Consider the following 15,967-nt stretch of genomic DNA (forward strand, 5'->3'; position numbering starts at 1 on the left):
GCGGGTGAATAATTACTTAACTTACTACAACGAAGAACGTATCCAAGAAAAATTAGGCTACCTCACACCGATAAAATATGGTGTGGCGGCAGCCTAATCAAGGTGTTTTTATTAGTGTCTCATATAGCTAGGTCAGTCTATCCTCCTTAAAAACGGTCATCTTCTTTTGTCATGTGCACCTGTTCGCGTGAGGTCAGGAGCGCATCAATCGCGAGTGCGATCGCAGCCGCCCAATGTAGCATCATGCCGAGGAACGGGATGAACCCGAGCACCGATGCCGTAATGCCGACGAGTGCCCCGACCGAAATTCGTTTCAGCCGCGACAGCGAAACAACGAGCAAGACGATATGGAACACGAGCATGAACCCGAGCGGCGTATAGCCCATACTGATGATGAACAGACCACCGATTGCTGGTATACCGAGGAACGCCTCGAAGGCAGCACCGAGCCATTTTAAATTCCGAACCATTTGTCCCACCTCACAGCTCTAACAGATAGAACTCATAGCCGCCGTTCTCCGCGAACCCGGCCCGCTTGTAAATCTCGAGCGCGGCCTTGTTCTCCGTCTCGACATCGAGTTCGAGCTTCGTCCGGCCCATGCGGAACAGCTGCTGGACCATCTGCTTCAACATTTTCGTGCCATACCCTTTGCCTTGCTCGTCCACCTTGACGCCGAACGCGTGGATGCTGCCGGCATCTTCGCCTGCGAGCAGGGCCCGGATGACACCGACGGGACGACCGTCGACCTCACCGATGTACGTCACTCGGTCCGGTGTGTCGATCTGTTGATAGATGTTCTCCGTCACGTCGAGCGGGTCGCCGAACGCCTCACTGAGCGTCTCGATGATGAGCGGACGGTCCGCTTCCGTCGCCTCGCGGAGCGAGACCTCGTTCGGTTTCAAGAACAGCTCGGCTTTTTTGAGAACCAAGTTGTATTCCGAGAACTGGTACGCCGCGCCGAGATGGTCGATGACCGCCTTGCCGTCTTTCGATTTACGGTCGATGACGAACGTGAACGCCTCACAGCCGTTCTGTGTCGCGTCCTGCTTCGCCGTCTCCAAAAGTGCCGTGAAAACGCCTTGTTTCCGGTAGTCCGGATGTACGAGCGCGTTCACTTCGTACTCGTTCGGGAGATACGGGAAGAGCATCATATAGCCGACGAGCGTGTCACCATCATAGACGGCGTAATCGTTCTGACCGACCGCCACATGTCCGAGTTTCACGTCAATCTTGTCAAATGCATTGACCGCTGCCTCGAGCGCCGCCACCTGTTCTGCTTGTCTCACTTCTTCTACTGTCCAATTCATGTGATCACCTCACGTCATATTGTAGCACAATCGAAAAAGCCCGCCGTAGCGGGCAGGCTCATAACGTACGGAACTCGAGCTCCGGAAGCGTCTCAAGCAGCTCCGCGATCTCATCCGTGTGCGCCTCGGCACCCGGGACGGCCTCGGTCGGTTCGACCCAGAAGAACGTCTTGTCGCTCGCACCGAGGTAGTTGCCGTAGCCGACTTCCTCTGCGAACGCCGCTTCCGATAGTTCACGGTCAATCAAGTCCAAATGAAACAACAACTGGTCGTCGCCGTCCTCGACGTTATAGTAGAGGTCGAACGTGCCGTAGCTGTTCTGATCGCCGACATCGACGACGTCTTGCGCCTTCTCGATATAGACGTCCCCACGCTCAATCGCCTCGACGATTTTCGACGGGAGAATGATCTCATAACCGAGCTCACGGTCACGGATCGTCTGCGTCGTATCGTCAGTCCGTCCCCGGGACGAGACGACACCGACCGTTGCGACGAGGGCACCCGTCACGCCGAGCGCGACCGCCCATTTCATTGTTTTGTTCATGTGGATTCACTCCTCTTTAGAATTGCCATGAGACGATTATCGCACAAAATGCCCTTAAATCATTAAATATTCTGAAAAAATGTTTAGCGATGCGTTGACGCACGTTCCGCAATCCCATACGATAAAAGTATCGCATTATAGAAAAGAGGAACTGACATGTCAAACGAACAACAATTGTCACGCGCACAGCTCGACGCGCTCTTAAAGAACGTCTTCGCCCTTCAAATCCCGGTCATTGAGAAGTTCATGACCGACCTGTTCAGAAAGTACGTCTCGACTGCGTCCACGTTCAAACAGGACATGGACACGATGAAAGCGACAGAATGGCATAAGCAGTTCTTCGGTCAGAAAGTGATGCCGCACTTGTTCATCGAGAACCTTGGCTTCGGCGCGTCGTTCCGTCATCAGGAGCAAGACAAAGTCGTCAAAATCCCGGACAATATGACAGTCGTCAAACCGGACTCGGACGACCAGATCGAAGAGATTCTCCAAAACCTCGACAAGACGATGGCGTCGATGGACAACATCAAAAACAAAGGACTCGTCAAAAAGTTCTATAAAGAGACGCTCGAACTCATCTGCCAGCTCGGTAGCCGGACTGGAATGATGGACGAGTTTTATGAGCAAGTAAAAGGCAGCTTAACGAAAGCTTGACCACCTATCCACGTCCTCGGACGTGGATTTTTTTAATGTCCGTTCCTTGTCTCGAACACCGCCAAGCGCTCGATATTGGCCAAAATCGGTTTCGCCTTCCCAATCAACGTCTGCGTCGTCTCAAGCGACAGCGATTGTTGATGCGCCTCCATACTTGCCCACACCTCATAGACGACGATCGACTCATCGTCGAGCGAGACGTTCACCCGGTACGCCGCGCACGTCGGCTCTCGTTCCATCGCCGTAGCCGCCTCGAGCAAAATCGCGAGTAGCGTCTCGCGCTCACCTGGTACGGCCGTCAGTTTCCCAATCAATCCATAGGACATATTCATCCCTCCTTGTCATATCGATTCGCCGCCGGCACCAAACTTTCCTTTACGTTGAATTGGCTACGGCTATGCAGCACGACCCCGACCATGACGAGCGAGATGCCGATGAGCGACAGTCCGGACGGCAGATGCGCTTGGAGAAAAATCAACTCGCCGATGAGCGCGAACAGCACCTCGAGCGCCTGGGTCGCCTCGACCGTGGCCAGTTTCCCCATATCGTGTTTGACGAGGTCGGTCGCCTTGAAGAAGAGCACTGTCGCGACGACGCCCGATAACAGTGCGACGAGTAGCGTCTGCGTCAGTTGCGAGCTCGATGGCGCCCCCGTCGTCAACCCGTAACCGAACAGGAGGAGCCAGACCGGGAGCGAACCGATACACATACCAAGGATACGCTCGAACACGTCGAGGTCGGTGTGGGCCATCATCTTCCGGTTGCCGAGCGGATAGGCGAATGCGGCAATCAATACCGGCACCACCCCAATCCATAGGAAACGCGGCTCAAAGTCGGCGAGGAACTCGACTTGCATCAAGACGACGCCGAACAGGATGAGTCCCGAGAAGCGGAGCGCCGTCCACGGAATCCGCTCCCGCGTCCCGTCACTCCGGCGGAACAGCGGTGACAACAGCGCCCCGGCGATAATTGTCACTTGCCACGTGCCGGCGATAAGCCAAGGTGGGGCGACCTCAGCGGCGAGACAGATCGGGACGTAAAACAGACCGAATCCGACCGTCCCCCAGACGAGCCACGGCCACGGCTCGTCGACGATGGCGCGACGTACCCGCGTCATGCCACCCCGGATGGCCACGACGAGCATGAGCAGTGGGATCATGAACAGGAAGCGGAGCGAGGCGCTATACGCCCAACTGCCCCCGCCGACCTGCATCGATTCATTCAAGACGAACGTGCTCGCAAAGAACAAGGCGGCGAGCACACCTAATAACAATGGACGCATACGTTCTCTCCTTTCTGAATCCCCACTTGTTCCCTATCCGTCCCGCATTTCCCTGCCTCCACCAAAAAAATCAAGCAGCGCCGGCTGCTTGATTCGTCTCAATGAATATCGCGTTTTCGGAAATTCCCACCTTTGACCTCGGACACCTCGTACACGACGACGAACGCCTCGGGGTCGACTTGGTTGATGATCTCCTTCATCTTCCGCTCCTCGAGCCGGTTGATGACGCACGTGATCTCGTATTAGCACTCTTTTGAGTACGCGCCTTGAATCTGGTTGAGCGTGGCGCTCCGGCCGAGCCGGTCCCGTACCGTCTCGACCATGACGTCCGGTACGCTCGTAATGATTTTGAACGTCTTCGCACCGCTCAGTCCTTCCTCGACGATATGAATCACTTTCGAGGCGATGAAGTAGGCGATGGCCGACAGGACCGCTCCTTGCAGGCCGAACACCGTCGAGACGACGATGAAGACGAACACGTTCAAGAAGAGAATCAAGTCGCTCGTCCCGAACGGCAACTTCCTCGACAACAGGACGGCCAGCATGTCAATGCCGTCGAGCGCGCCCCCGTTCCGGAGCGACAGCCCCATCCCTAGCCCGAGAATGATTCCGCCAACGACCGTGACGAGGAGCGTGTCCCCATCGATGATCGTCGGGACGCGGTGCATGATGACCGTCCCGACCGAGAGCGAGGCGATGCCCGTGACCGATAGGATGGCGAAGCTCTTCCCAATCTGCTTATAGCCAAGATAGACGAACGGGATGTTCAGGATGCCAAGGAACACGCCGAGCGGGACACCCGTCAGTTGGGAGCCGACGATGCTGATGCCGGTGATGCCCCCGCCCGATACGCTGTTCGGGATCAACACCGATTCGAGGCCGTACGCCGCGATCATTCCGCCGATGATGTTCATGATGATTTGAAAGCCCATGAGCCAGGCTCGATTGTCACGTTTCATGAGTAACGTCCTCCTTTTGATTTCAACTTTCCTAGTCTAGCATAAAAAAATAGTAGAATAACATCTTCGGTGTCGATGAAAAACTTGTGTCAGATTCTCTGCCGCTTCTGCTTCATCCCGTGTGAGGTTTGCTATACTGAAAAGAAAAAGGAGTGACCCCCGATGCAGCGTCCACCGATGCCTTCCCCGTCTCCGGAGGAAGTGCTCCGTTTGAAACGTGTCCACAATCCGATCAAACCGACCGAACTCCTCGCCAAGGGGCTACTCCTGTTGATTGGGTCGTTCATCTTCGCCATCGGGCTTGAGGCGTTCCTCGTCCCGAACCAAATCATCGACGGCGGCATCGTCGGCGTCTCGATCATCACGTCGTATTTGACGGAAACGAAGCTCGCCATCTGGCTCGTCCTGTTCAACTTGCCGTTCATCTTCTTCGGCTATCGCCAAATCGGAAAGACGTTCGCCATCGTCACGTTGATCGCCATCATGCTCATGTCCGGCTTTACGATTTTGCTCCATACGATCGAGCCGTTCACGGACGACCTGCTATTGTCGACCGTGTTCGGCGGCTTCCTGCTCGGAGCCGGCATCGGCCTCGTCATCCGGGCCGGTGGGTCGCTCGACGGGACCGAGATTTTAGCCGTGTCGTTCACGGACCGGCTCCCGTTCTCCGTCGGCGAAATCGTCATGTTCTTCAACATCTTCATCCTCGGGACGGCCGGCTTCGTCTTCAGCTGGGACCGGGCGATGTACTCGCTCATCACGTACTTCGTCGCCTTCAAGACGATCGATATTGTGCTCGAGGGACTCGACCAGTCGAAGGCGGCGTGGATCATCACGACGGCGCCGGACGACATCGGTCAGGCCATCATGGACCGGCTCGGCCGGGGCGTGACGTACTTGCACGGTGAAGGGGCCTATACGGGCGACGGCAAGAAAGTCGTCTTCACCGTCATCAGTCGATTAGAAGAAACGAAATTGAAGGACATCCTCGACGACTATGACGAGAAGGCGTTCCTCGCCATCGGCAATATCCATGACGTCCGGGGCGGCCAGTTCAAAAAGAAAAATATCCACTAAAAAAATCGGCCCCCCGGGACCGATTTTTTGTTTATCCGATTTTTGCTTGATCGCGCCCGCTCGTCTTCGCCGCGTAAAGGGCGGCGTCGGCCCGTTCGAACACGACCGTGCCCGGCTCGGCCCCGGCGAGCGATGCTCCGAGCGAAACCGTCATCGGGATGTGCATCCCTTCGAACGAGAACGGGGTGTCGCGGATGACCGTGACGATGTCGTCCGCGATCACCCGGACGTCACCGGCATCCTCGAGCACCATCAGAAACTCTTCCCCGCCGTAGCGCCCGACGAAGCCGTCCGGCGGACAGTTCGCCTGTAACGTTTGACCGATGTGATGAAGCGCCGCGTCACCGGCCCGATGGCCATATGTATCGTTCAACTGCTTGAACCGGTCGACATCGATGACGAACAGCGCCCAAGGGAGACCCGACATCTCGACCTCGTTCAATCGTTCGAGCGTCATATAGCGGTTCGGGAGACCCGTCAGCTCGTCAATCGTCGCCCGCTGCGTATGCAGCCGGAACATGCGCAGGTGCGTCTCAATCTGTTTCGCGACCCAGTAACACATCCAACCGCCGAGGAACGTCATGACGAAATACGGCAAGAACACGGTCGTGAACGCCTGGATCGGGACATTACCCGCAATCCGAAACAAGACGAGCACGGCCCCGAACACGAGATAGGCCGAATACAAGTGACCGCGTCGCATCACCAGTCGATTTAACACGAGCGACAACACGAAGAACAAGCCGAGCGTGCCGAACGAGCGGATGAATTGGTCGGTCATGCCGTCGAGACCGAAGCGACCGAGAAGAGTCAGCCCCATCGTGACGGCGACCCCGACCGGTCCGGCATAGGCGCCTGAGAGCGCGAGCGGGATAATCCGGAGGTCGACCCTTGCCTCTCCGACTTGAAACGAGTTGACCGTCAACAGTACGGCCGCGAGCCCCATGGCGAGACCGAACCAGATGCGGACCGCATAAGGAGAACCTGCCTGAATCGGCAACAGCTGGCGCATGAGATACAGGGCCAGCGATAAAACGAGATAGATGATACTGACATTGATGAAAAAAATGTTGATGACTTGACCCAAGCCTTGTCCTCTCCCGCCATTTATTTCCTCCTATCCTATCGTACAAAAGTGACACATGTCACCCTATCCAAATTTTAGGACAGCTAAAAAGCCGGAAGCTCACGCTTCCGACTTGTTTTGCATCATCTGTTTCATCAAGTTGGCGCTGTCGCGGGCCGATTCGTTCTCGGCCTGCATCTGGACGTACACCTCGTGGCGATGAATATCGATATGGCGCGGGGCATCGATGCCGAGCTTGACCTGGTCGCCTTCGATGGCGAGCACGGTGAGCGTCACATCGTCCCCGATATGGATGGCCTCGCCTTGTTTTCGTTTCAATACGAGCATCAGCGCACCTCTTCTTTCTGACCGCCGAGCGGGAACCGAGCCGGGTAGACGTCATCCAAGATGACCTGCTTCCCACGCCGCTCTTTCGTCTCGATGACGATCGGGGCCTTCAAGTTGAGCGTCGAGGCGTCGAACGGATCGCGGAGCGTCACGATGGCATACACCGAGACGTGTTCCGCCTCATCGATGCCGAGCTGCTCTTTCGCGCCGTCGGTCAACTCGAACGCATAGTCCGACTTGTGCCAGAACGGGTTCGTCACGACGAAGGCGCAGGCCGGATCCTCGAGCGACTGGAGCGACCAGAACGGGAGCTCGTCGCCGTACGGGATGAGGGCGAACGTCTTCGATTCTGGGAACCCGGGAATCTCGCTGACGAACGAGATCGTCTCGTCTTCATTTACTTCAATCTTGCCAAAATAGTCTGTCTCAATGAACATGGGTTGTCCTCACTTTCAACGCGTCTCATCATACATGCCACCGACCGGCCACATCTCGAGCGATGCCTGTTGACGGAGCGAGATGTCCGTCGTCCATGGCGTGAACGAGATGTCGGCCGGGGTGAGTGATACATCAATCTGTGCCGGCGTCAGGTTCCACTCGATTTTGACATCCGCCGGCGTATACGTCAACTTCACGCGGTCGAGCGACTTCGGCATGAAGTCCATGTCGACGACCGGGTACGGGGCGCTCGTCTTCTCAGCGGCCATCGCGGCGATCGGGTTGCCGTTCTCGATGCGCATGAGCCGGTCCCCGTCCCGGGCCGTGGTCGATGTCGCTTCCCGGGCCGCCTGTTCCCCGAGCTGACCGAAATGGCGCCCGAGCTCGAGCGCCGCCTTCAAGTTGCTTTCACTGCGCGCGACCGACGAGTCGACCTCGAGCGTACCACCTGTCGTCTGTTGGGTCATCTCGACCTTGCCTTGCGTCATCGACACATCGGCCCGGCCTTGCCGCATCTCGAGGTGGGGCCGGTTCGACGTGATTTGGATGGCGGCCTGCGTCTGCCGCATCTCAAGCCGGGCGATATTCATCGCTTACCGGAGGAAGTCGAGGAGCGTCGGTTGGATGATCCGGGCCCCGGCCGATAGCGCGGCCCGGTGCACCGTCTCGTGAGACTTGAGCTCCATGATGACTTTTTCGATGTCGATGTCCTCGTTATCGGACATGATCGTCTTGGCGATAATCTCATGTTCTTGCAGGCGGTTGTCGACAAGTTCTAACCGGTTGGCACGCGCGCCGAGCTCGGCCCGCTCCGTGATCAAGTTTTGGGCGATGACGTCGAGGTCGGCGAGCTCGTTCGAGAGCACTTCACCAGTCGTGTTCGGGTCGGCCAATTTCGAGACGAGGTCGTGCAGTCCGGCGAACACGTCGCTGCCGAACACCGTCTCCGGCTGCATGTTCACTTGAACGGTGATGCCTTTCGATACTTCGAAGGCGACTTTCCCGCTCGCGGCCGGTGCCCCGCCTGGGTAGATGCTGTTGACGTCCCCGTTAGGGTCGGCAAGGAACGCCTTCAAGGCGTCCATGTCGACGAGCGGCTGGTCCGTCTTCGTGCCGTTGTAAATATATTTCTCGCCCGACTTCGCGTTCGCGAGCGAGCCGATGTGTTCAATCAACTGATTGACCTCACTCTGGATGATTTGACGCTGTGACGACTCGTATGTGTCGTTTGCCGCCTGTGTCGTCAATTCACGAATCCGTTTGACGGCTTCCGTCACTTCGTTCAATGTCGAATCGGTCAAGTCCATCCAGCTCGTCGCTTCACTGACGTTGCGGCGGAACTGGTCGACCTCGCGCACCTCGGTCCGGTAGCGCATGCCCTGCATGGCGACGACCGGGTCCTCGGACGCCTTCTGAATCCGTTTCCCGCTGATGAGCTGTTCCTGGACTTGGGCGAGCTTGTTATAACTGCTCGATAAATGTTTCAAGTTCGTCTGTGTGAGCATCGTCTGTGTGACTCGCATCAAGCATTACCTCCCTACGACACCCATGCCGTTGATGATTTTGTCGAGCATCTCGTCGACAGCCGTGATGTTGCGGGCCGCCGCATTATAGGCGTGTTGATATTGGATCATCATCGTCATCTCTTCGTCGAGCGACACGGCGCTCACCGCTTGGCGGCGCTGGTCCGAGCTCGCCATGAGTGCGAATGTGCTCTGGGCGAGGCGTCCGCTCTGGTCGGCGGCGACGGCCATGTTGCCGATGACGTTCTGATAGTATTTGCCGATCGACGTGTCCGTCTGGACCGACCCGTCGAAGCTGAGCGTGGCCGACTTCAAGTTTGCCAAAGCGAGGGCCCCGCTGCCGTCCCCGATATTGCCATCTTGAGAAGCGGCGATCAAGTCGAGGTTGTTCATGATAGCGTCGCTCACTTTGATTGTCGCAGCGCTCGCCGTCCCTTCGAAGAAGTTCGCCGTTCCGGCGTTGCCTTTGGCGTCCATGTTTGTGCTATGGGCGGTGTTGAACGCCGAAGCGAACTTGCCGGCCATCTCGTCCAAGTCTTTCAACATCGTCGCGTAGACGCCGTTCACGCTGCCTGATTCTGGCGTGTCCGTGCCGTACATCTCGACGAGCGCTTTCCATTTGCCGTTCGGCATCGTGGCGTGCGTGAGTGCCACGTCCGCTCCACTTGCATCGGTCATATCGAGACCGTCGAACGATCCGACCGTGCCGTTGATGCCGTCGACGAGTTTGTGGTCGACGCCATTGATCGAGACGACGATGTCGATGCGGCCCTCAGCGACTTTTTGTGAGTTACCGCGCGACTCCCCGTTCGTATAGTCGACCGGGACGCGTGTGAAGTCCATGTATTGGGCGAGCTCGTCCATATAGCGGTCACGTTCGTCATACAGTTCATTCGGAAGCACGCCGAGCGGCTCCGCATCCCCGATTTGACGGTTGACCTGACTGATTTTTGTCATCAAGTCGTTCACTTTCTTGACGACGACGTCACCTTCTGAGGCGAGGTCGGCCTGCACTTTTTGGAGCGAGGACGACATGTAGTTGAACGTCTCAGCGAGCGTCATCGCCCGTTGGCGCACGACACTGCGCGCGCCGGCGTCATCCGGGTTGACCGACAAGTCTTGGAGCGAGGCCCAGAACAAGTCGAGCGATTTGGCGAGCCCTGTCTCGGAAGGCTCGTTGACGATATCCTCCATCCGACCGAACGCCGCCTCTTTCGTCGCGTAGTAGGCGTTCTTCACCGACTCGTCGCGGTATTGCTGGTCGATCATCAAATCGCGGATTCGGGCGAGCGTCTCGCCGCGGACACCAGTCCCGAACTGCCCGGCCTTCGTTCCCCCGAAGTTGACGCTGAGTTGTTCGGTCATGCCGAGTGACAAGCGTTGGCGCGAGTAACCCGGATTCGAGGCGTTGGCGACGTTATTCCCCGTCGCCTGGAGCGCCCATTGGTGCGTCGTTAAACTGCGTCGCGCCGTTTCTAATCCCATAAATGTTGAGCCCATCAAACTTCCTCCTTATACATCCCGGCTGAACGAGCGCGTCTCGAGCGCCTGTTGACCGTACGTGAAATCATCTGCCTCTGGCATGAGCATGTCCAAATGCCATTCGATATACCGGAGCGACTGTTCGAGCAGGACGGCGTTCAGTTCATTCTGCCGTTTCAGCTCGAGGACGACCGGTCGTAACGCTTCCTTCTCTTCATCGTCCAAAACGAGCGTTCCTTGAAGTCGTTCCGCTTCTTTTTGTTTGATTTGTCGGAGAATCGTCGCCTCTTCCTTGACGAGTGCGCTAAAAGCGGGCATGTCTCCGTTGACGAGCAGTCGTTCTTTGTCATAAGCCAGTTCGAGTAAACGTGTATGTAATGTGAGCATAAGTCTCTCCTTTGTCCAAAAAAAGAGCCGACTAAAGAAAGGGTGTCCCTTGTTTAGTCAGCTTCCGTGCCATCTTATTTATGCGAAGGTCTCCCTCGGACCCCGCTTTCATTCATCCTTGTAGAAAGCGTTTGGCGATGTCGCGCGCGTCCCGTGAATACGTCCCGGCGTTAATCTCCGCCTTCAAGGCGTTGATTTTTTCCAGACGCTCCGGGTGTTTCACCGGTTCTTCAAACCGGGCGCGGGCTTCGGCCGATATCGATAATTGGTCCGTTTGGCGTGTCAGCTCGGGCTTCGTCTCAGGTTGCGTTTTCTTCTCGTAAGTGTTCGGTAAGTGTACCCACTTTGCAGAATCGATGCGCATACGTGTCCCCCCTCTTCTCAGTTGTTAATCCAAACGATAAGCGCGAACGCTCTGTTTCGTGACGCTGGCTTGTAGCCCTTTCAGTTCTTGCTGCATGTCGGTCTGACAGTCCGCGCATACCTTTCCTTGGTTCGTCGGATTGCCGCAACGCACGCAGGCGATGTTCAGTGACGGATTGTCCTTGATGATCAGGCGTCCTTCATGGATGTATCGCGTGATATCAAGTTCGGAGACGCCTGTCGCTTCGACGAGGGCTCCGATCGTCGTCTGTTTGTTGGCGGGTTCGCGGATGAAGTCCCGGACTTTCAAGAAGTTTTGGAAATCGACTTCCGCGCAGGATGGGCAGTATGGCGAGCGGCTTTGTTTCATGAACAGCCGTCCGCACGTTTGACAAGTTGTTGCTTCCACAGTCATTCACCTCTGCCCTTTATATCGGACGCATTTTTAATTTGTTTAGCGTCCGGAACAGGCAAACGGCAGAAACTTGTTCCACCCCGGCCCAGCGCAAGGTGAGCGCCGCCTGATGGAGCGTCGTCCCCGTCGTATAGACGTCGTCGACGAGGACAATTTTGCCACAGCGTGGCAACTGCTGTACAGCGAACGGATTCGTACGGTGCCGCCTTTCTTCTTTCCCAAGTTCACGCTGACTCGAAACCTCGGATTTGACGAGCACCTGCTCCGTCGGTCCAATCATCCTTGCGAGCAGCTCCGCCTGATTGAAACGCCGTGTCCGCATCCGCTCCTCACTGAGCGGAATCGGGACGTAGACGACCCCTGGTTCTCGCGTCGCTCGCAGCACATTGCGTAGCTGTCGCGCCAGAACGACGTCGCCGCCGAACTTATAACGGTGGAGCCAATTCGCGCCCGACTCGTCATAAGCGAAGAGCGAACGGACGGTCAAGTCGAGACCAAGGGCGAGCCAACGGATACAGTCAGGACACGTCGCCCCGTCCGTGGTCGGGTGACCGCAGCGCGGGCAGCCCGAGATGATCGGGGTCAATCTCCCCTCGCAGTCCGGGCAGACCCAGTCTCGCTTCAACAACGTCGCCGGGCTCCACGGGACGGTGAACGGTTTCCGGCAGACGAGACAATTCATCGCCGGTTCGCCTCCTCGATCTCGCGGATGGCCCGGTCTTGCCGGAACGTGCGCTCGTGGTAGAAGAAGACGACATCCCCGGTCGGCGCGGTCGGTTTCCGACCGGCCCGCCCTGCCATCTGGACGAGGGCGCGGGACGAGAACAAGGCGTGGCTGCTGTCGAGGACGGCGACGTTGACCCCGGTCACGGTCATGCCCCGCTCCCAAATCGACGTCGCGAGCACGATCCCGTTCGTCGCCTCGAGCCATTCGAGTGTATCCGTCCGCTCATTGGTATCTGCCGAGACGGCCTGGTAGCCGAACCCGTTCGCCGCGAGCAGTTCCCCATAACGGACGAGGTCCGGCTTCGTCGGGACGAACAGCAAACGTGGGGACCCCTCGTATTGCCCGCTGAAGTCGAGGATGGCTTGCCCCGTCTCACGGACGAGTCGCGGCACCGGCAAGTCGTGGCCGTGATAGCGACGCGATAGCTGCACGGTCGGAAACTGGCGCTGCCAGACGGTCGGCGTCGCCGTCACGAACAAGAATAGGCCTTTCCCGGCTCGGCGGAGCGTCCACCAAAGTGCCAAATCGAAGGCGAACGGGAAGGCATCAGACTCATCGACGAGGACGTAATCGAAGACATGTCGTAAGTTCACGAGCAGCGGCGCCGTCGCGACAGTGATCATCCCAATCGTGTCCTTGTCCCCGCCCCCGTAGCGCCGGGTGACCGGGACGGAGAAGGCGGCCTCGAGCCGGTCGACCCATTCGATGGCGACGTCACGGCGCGGCGAGACGATGAGGACACGCTTCCCTTCATTGACGACGCGCGCGATGACCGGGAATGTCATCTCCGTCTTCCCGGCTCCGCAGACGGCATGGACGAGCCCGCTCGTCCGAGATTCCCACCAGGTGAGCAACTGCCGGCTGATGTGTTGCTGGTCGGTCGACAGCTCGAACGGCATGACGAGTTCCGTCGGTTCGACCGGTGTCGTGATGTCTTCTTCCCCGAGACGGTCGCACTGACAGATACGGCCGAGATGGAGGCAATTCCGGCAATAGCGGCACGCACCGTGGTGGCACGTGAACGAGCGGGTGTCCGCGCTCAGACAGCGTTGACAGATGCCGAAGCGGATGGCGGGCGTGCCGGTCGGAGCGATGATGAGTTGTCCCAATACAATCAGTCCTTTTTGAATGAGGATATCATATGAGAAGCCGTCGGACATGAGGCGTTGTCAGCATGTAGCGGCACCATTCCCGTACGGAACCTGAGCCATTTGCGACTTACGACCGAGGCGAACGGTGCAACATCTCTTTTATACTAAGCGTAGTCCAATAATTGGAAAGCAGGTGTCCGATGCACAAACGACCGCTTCATAACGTCTTGACCGTACTCGGAATGATGGCCGTGTTCTGTCTCGGTTGGTGGGTGTGGTATGTGCTGAACGGCAGTGAGGCGGCCGAACAACGAGCCGTCCGAGCAGCCGAAACGTATGTCGACACGACGTATCCCGAGATGGAACTCGTCGTGACCGACGTGACGTACTTATCCCTGTACGATGCGAAGTATTACGTCTTGTTCGCGTCCCCGTCCCATGTCGAAGCTGAGTTGTGGGTTCGCGTCACTCGAGCCGGAGACGTCGTGGACGACAATATCGGGGATGTCGCGAACGTCTCACGGTCATTGGACAGACGCGACGCCTTCGACTAACACCTATAATCAAAAAACTCGCCAGACGATTTTTCGTCTGGCGAGTTTTTCTCGTTATGCGTTCCGCTTGTAGAACATGATCGCCTCATACGCCCGGAGCGACAACGTCGTCCCGTCGAGCTGCGGCACGTCATAGTTGTGGCTGACGACCTCGGCCTGCGAGAAACCTGCCGGGATCTCATACGTCGTCTCAGGGCCGTAGAAGTTGGCGACGACGAGCACTTCCTCGTCTTCCGTCTTCCGCGTGTACGCCCAGACGTCGAGCGCGTCCGGTGTGAGGAGCGTATAGTCCCCGTCCGTCAACACGTCGAACTCTTTGCGGAGCGAGATCAAGTTCTTGTAGTGGTAGAACACCGAGTTCGGGTCGTCGAGCGCCGTCTCGACGTTGACATCGGTATAGTTCGGCGCCACGTTGATCCACGGCGTCCCGCTCGTGAAGCCGGCGTGCGGCGTCGCGTCCCACTGCATCGGCGTCCGCGAGTTGTCGCGCGACTTCTGTTTGATGGCGGCCATCATGTCCTCGTGCGACACGCCCTGTTCGCGTTTCAAGTTATAGGCGTTGAGCGTCTCGATGTCACGATACTCGTCGAGCGAGTCGAAGCCTGGGTTCGTCATGCCGATCTCCTCGCCTTGATAGATGTACGGTGTCCCTTGGAGGCCATGGAGCACGGTCGCGAGCATCTTCGCGCTCTCGACGCGATGGTCGGTGTCGTTGCCGAACCGGCTGACGACGCGCGGCTGGTCATGGTTGCACCAGAAGATGGCGTTCCAGCCCTTGCCGTGCATCCCTTCCTGCCACGTCGACATGATGTCTTTCAGTTGGATGAAGTCGAACGGGGCGGCGACGAACTTCTCGCCGTTCGGATAGTCGACTTTCAAGTGATGGAAGCTGAACGTCATGCTGAGCTCGCGCTCGTCCGGGCTCGAGTAGCGGACGCAGTGGTCGAGCGTCGTCGATGACATCTCGCCGACCGTGATGACGTCGTGGCCGTCGAACACCTCGCGGTTCATCTCTTTCAAATATTCATGGATACGCGGCCCGTCCGTATAGAATTTGCGGCCGTCCGAGTCGTCTTGCGGAAAGTCCTGCTGCTTCGAGATCAAGTTGATGACGTCGAGGCGGAACCCTTTGATGCCTTTGTCGCGCCAGAAGCGCATCATCTCATAGACGTCCTCGCGCATCTGCTCGTTCTCCCAGTTCAAGTCGGCCTGGGTCACGTCGAACAAGTGAAGGTAGTACTGACCGCTCGCTTCGTCATATTTCCAGGCGTTGCCGCCGAACTTCGACTCCCAGTTCGTCGGTTCGTCGCGCCAGATGTAGTAGTCGCGATACCGTTCGTCCCCGGCGAGCGACTTCTGGAACCATTCATGCTCGGTCGAGGAGTGGTTGACGACGATATCCATCATGAGCCCGATGCCACGCGCCTCGGCCTCGCGGACGAGCTCGTCGAGATCGTCCATCGTCCCGTATGATGGATCGATCGCGTAATAGTCGCTGACGTCATAGCCGTTGTCGTTTTGCGGCGACTTGTACACCGGGGTCATCCAAATGTATTCGATGCCGAGCTCGGCCAAGTAATCGAGCTTCGCCGTCACCCCTTTGATCGAGCCGGTGGCATTGCCTTCCGGGCTATAGAAGCTTTTCGGATAGATTTGATAGACGACGGATTTGCGCCAGTTTGGTTGTGTCATAGATGTAGTCTCCTTTTGTAAGAGTTTTCATTTCGATAGGAAAAGGGGAAGAACCTC

At 57.4% G+C, this 15,967-nt stretch carries 21 protein-coding genes and 1 pseudogene; 4 read left to right on the top strand and 18 right to left on the bottom strand.

Translation table 11 applies throughout. The annotated features are described in order from the left end of the window. Positions 1 to 4 precede the first annotated feature (4 nt). A complete protein-coding gene (locus KNP71_RS15985; protein WP_353048053.1) occupies positions 5 to 97 on the top strand; it encodes an IS3 family transposase in 93 nt (30 codons plus the stop codon). 49 nt (positions 98 to 146) lie between these two features. Here KNP71_RS15985 and KNP71_RS04185 read toward each other — a convergent pair whose 3' ends face one another. Genes KNP71_RS04185 through KNP71_RS04195 form a run of 3 tightly spaced genes read right to left on the bottom strand, consistent with a single transcriptional unit; the run spans position 147 to position 1,852 of the window. After that, the gene (locus tag KNP71_RS04185; RefSeq protein ID WP_214830068.1) at positions 147 to 470 is read right to left on the bottom strand and encodes a hypothetical protein; all 324 of its coding nucleotides are present in this window, start codon (positions 468 to 470) and stop codon (positions 147 to 149) included. A 10-nt stretch (positions 471 to 480) separates the two neighbouring features. Next, complete coding sequence (locus KNP71_RS04190; RefSeq protein WP_214830071.1) at positions 481 to 1,308, bottom strand: GNAT family N-acetyltransferase; 828 nt, start codon at positions 1,306 to 1,308, stop codon at positions 481 to 483. Positions 1,309 to 1,366: 58 nt separating this feature from the next. Next, a complete protein-coding gene (locus tag KNP71_RS04195) occupies positions 1,367 to 1,852 on the bottom strand; it encodes a hypothetical protein (RefSeq protein ID WP_214763374.1) in 486 nt (161 codons plus the stop codon). Between the two features lie 156 nt (positions 1,853 to 2,008). Here KNP71_RS04195 and KNP71_RS04200 point away from each other — a divergent pair, with 156 nt between their 5' ends. Beyond that, complete coding sequence (locus KNP71_RS04200) at positions 2,009 to 2,506, top strand: hypothetical protein (RefSeq protein WP_021066568.1); 498 nt, start codon at positions 2,009 to 2,011, stop codon at positions 2,504 to 2,506. Between the two features lie 32 nt (positions 2,507 to 2,538). Here the strand turns inward: KNP71_RS04200 and KNP71_RS04205 are convergent, their stop codons facing one another. The 3 genes and pseudogenes from KNP71_RS04205 to KNP71_RS04215 all read right to left on the bottom strand — a co-directional run bounded on the left by KNP71_RS04205 (position 2,539) and on the right by KNP71_RS04215 (position 4,702). Further along, entirely contained in the window at positions 2,539 to 2,832 is a 294-nt protein-coding gene (locus KNP71_RS04205) for a putative quinol monooxygenase (RefSeq protein WP_131472889.1), read from the bottom strand. Positions 2,833 to 2,834: 2 nt separating this feature from the next. Continuing rightward, positions 2,835 to 3,788 (bottom strand): DMT family transporter, encoded by a 954-nt coding sequence (locus KNP71_RS04210; RefSeq protein ID WP_214830074.1) that lies wholly within the window; start codon positions 3,786 to 3,788, stop codon positions 2,835 to 2,837. Positions 3,789 to 3,886: 98 nt separating this feature from the next. Beyond that, positions 3,887 to 4,702, bottom strand: a pseudogene (locus KNP71_RS04215) (YitT family protein). Between the two features lie 207 nt (positions 4,703 to 4,909). Here KNP71_RS04215 and KNP71_RS04220 point away from each other — a divergent pair. Beyond that, positions 4,910 to 5,824: a YitT family protein gene (locus KNP71_RS04220; RefSeq protein WP_021066564.1), complete on the top strand. Its 915-nt coding sequence runs from the start codon at positions 4,910 to 4,912 to the stop codon at positions 5,822 to 5,824. Positions 5,825 to 5,855: 31 nt separating this feature from the next. Here the strand turns inward: KNP71_RS04220 and KNP71_RS04225 are convergent, their stop codons facing one another. From KNP71_RS04225 to KNP71_RS04275, 11 genes are all read right to left on the bottom strand, one after another. Then, positions 5,856 to 6,911 carry a GGDEF domain-containing protein gene (locus tag KNP71_RS04225; RefSeq protein ID WP_251132744.1) on the bottom strand — a complete coding sequence of 352 codons (1,056 nt, stop codon included), beginning with the start codon at positions 6,909 to 6,911 and terminating at the stop codon, positions 5,856 to 5,858. A gap of 99 nt (positions 6,912 to 7,010) precedes the next feature. After that, a complete protein-coding gene (csrA, locus tag KNP71_RS04230; protein WP_021066562.1) occupies positions 7,011 to 7,238 on the bottom strand; it encodes a carbon storage regulator CsrA in 228 nt (75 codons plus the stop codon). Next, positions 7,238 to 7,675 (bottom strand): flagellar assembly protein FliW, encoded by a 438-nt coding sequence (gene fliW, locus KNP71_RS04235; protein WP_029595007.1) that lies wholly within the window; start codon positions 7,673 to 7,675, stop codon positions 7,238 to 7,240. The genes csrA and fliW overlap by 1 nt, the downstream gene beginning before the upstream one ends. A gap of 15 nt (positions 7,676 to 7,690) precedes the next feature. Further along, positions 7,691 to 8,266, bottom strand: a complete 576-nt coding sequence (locus KNP71_RS04240; RefSeq protein WP_131472892.1) for a DUF6470 family protein — start codon at positions 8,264 to 8,266, stop codon at positions 7,691 to 7,693. Between the two features lie 3 nt (positions 8,267 to 8,269). Further along, on the bottom strand, positions 8,270 to 9,199 hold the full coding sequence (gene flgL, locus KNP71_RS04245) for a flagellar hook-associated protein FlgL (RefSeq protein ID WP_214716468.1): 930 nt from the start codon (positions 9,197 to 9,199) through the stop codon (positions 8,270 to 8,272). A gap of 6 nt (positions 9,200 to 9,205) precedes the next feature. Continuing rightward, entirely contained in the window at positions 9,206 to 10,699 is a 1,494-nt protein-coding gene (gene flgK / locus KNP71_RS04250) for a flagellar hook-associated protein FlgK (protein WP_214756325.1), read from the bottom strand. Between the two features lie 12 nt (positions 10,700 to 10,711). Then, positions 10,712 to 11,068 (bottom strand): flagellar export chaperone FlgN, encoded by a 357-nt coding sequence (flgN, locus tag KNP71_RS04255; protein ID WP_029595003.1) that lies wholly within the window; start codon positions 11,066 to 11,068, stop codon positions 10,712 to 10,714. A 112-nt stretch (positions 11,069 to 11,180) separates the two neighbouring features. Continuing rightward, positions 11,181 to 11,432, bottom strand: coding sequence for a flagellar biosynthesis anti-sigma factor FlgM (locus KNP71_RS04260; RefSeq protein WP_021066556.1), 252 nt, complete (start codon positions 11,430 to 11,432; stop codon positions 11,181 to 11,183). Between the two features lie 24 nt (positions 11,433 to 11,456). Next, on the bottom strand, positions 11,457 to 11,840 hold the full coding sequence (locus KNP71_RS04265) for a flagellar protein (protein ID WP_029595002.1): 384 nt from the start codon (positions 11,838 to 11,840) through the stop codon (positions 11,457 to 11,459). Between the two features lie 19 nt (positions 11,841 to 11,859). Further along, on the bottom strand, positions 11,860 to 12,528 hold the full coding sequence (locus KNP71_RS04270; protein WP_214830077.1) for a ComFC family protein: 669 nt from the start codon (positions 12,526 to 12,528) through the stop codon (positions 11,860 to 11,862). Beyond that, positions 12,525 to 13,682, bottom strand: coding sequence for a helicase-related protein (locus KNP71_RS04275; protein ID WP_214756320.1), 1,158 nt, complete (start codon positions 13,680 to 13,682; stop codon positions 12,525 to 12,527). Before KNP71_RS04275 ends, KNP71_RS04270 begins: the two co-directional genes overlap by 4 nt. A gap of 182 nt (positions 13,683 to 13,864) precedes the next feature. Between KNP71_RS04275 and KNP71_RS04280 the strand changes: the two genes are divergently transcribed. Then, positions 13,865 to 14,218: a hypothetical protein gene (locus KNP71_RS04280; protein WP_131472897.1), complete on the top strand. Its 354-nt coding sequence runs from the start codon at positions 13,865 to 13,867 to the stop codon at positions 14,216 to 14,218. A 54-nt stretch (positions 14,219 to 14,272) separates the two neighbouring features. On the opposite strand, the gene treC is transcribed toward KNP71_RS04280, so the two are convergent. Continuing rightward, the gene (gene treC, locus KNP71_RS04285; protein ID WP_214756318.1) at positions 14,273 to 15,910 is read right to left on the bottom strand and encodes an alpha,alpha-phosphotrehalase; all 1,638 of its coding nucleotides are present in this window, start codon (positions 15,908 to 15,910) and stop codon (positions 14,273 to 14,275) included. Positions 15,911 to 15,967: the final 57 nt, after the last annotated feature.

The sequence above is a fragment of the Exiguobacterium sp. s56 genome (assembly GCF_018618255.1).
Taxonomy (GTDB): domain Bacteria; phylum Bacillota; class Bacilli; order Exiguobacteriales; family Exiguobacteriaceae; genus Exiguobacterium; species Exiguobacterium chiriqhucha.